This is a genomic window from Paraburkholderia sp. RL17-373-BIF-A, from assembly GCF_046030175.1.
Taxonomy (GTDB): domain Bacteria; phylum Pseudomonadota; class Gammaproteobacteria; order Burkholderiales; family Burkholderiaceae; genus Paraburkholderia.
The window spans coordinates 1-404 of record NZ_JARESO010000454.1 but is presented as its reverse complement, the minus strand read 5'-3'; the positions used below and the strand labels follow the sequence as shown (position 1 = coordinate 404).

General features: G+C 63.1%; 1 protein-coding gene. It reads right to left on the bottom strand.

All coding sequences use genetic code 11. The features are described from left to right. Positions 1-36: 36 nt before the first annotated feature. On the bottom strand, positions 37-404 hold a 368-nt coding region (locus P0D80_RS51340; RefSeq protein ID WP_408296674.1), incomplete at its 5' end, for an IS66 family insertion sequence element accessory protein TnpB.

The window sequence follows — 404 nt, the reverse complement described above, 5'->3', positions numbered from 1 at the left end:
AAATCGACGGCTTCGCGATGAACATACACCTTGAGTCTAGCGTCGAGTCTGAACATCGCAGCGTCCCAGACTCTCGATCATGGCCGATACCAGCGACGCATCACCAGCGGTGCAGTCAAGCCGGAGCGTCACCCCGTTGGGCATCTCCACCGTCAGTTGCGAGCGCAAGGCCGGATCTGTGCCCGCAGGCTCGAAGGCGGGCTTCGAGATGCTGGTCCGCTCAACGACCTCACCGCGACCAGCCTCACGGACCGTCACAAATGCCGATGGCACGGCGAGTGTCGTCGCATCATCGACAATATCCGGCACCCCCGCGGCGCGGCGGCGTTGCTCATGCAGCCTGATCCATCGGCGCAGCAGATTCGCGTTCACGCCGGCTTTGAGCGCCAGCCCTGCCACTGAAA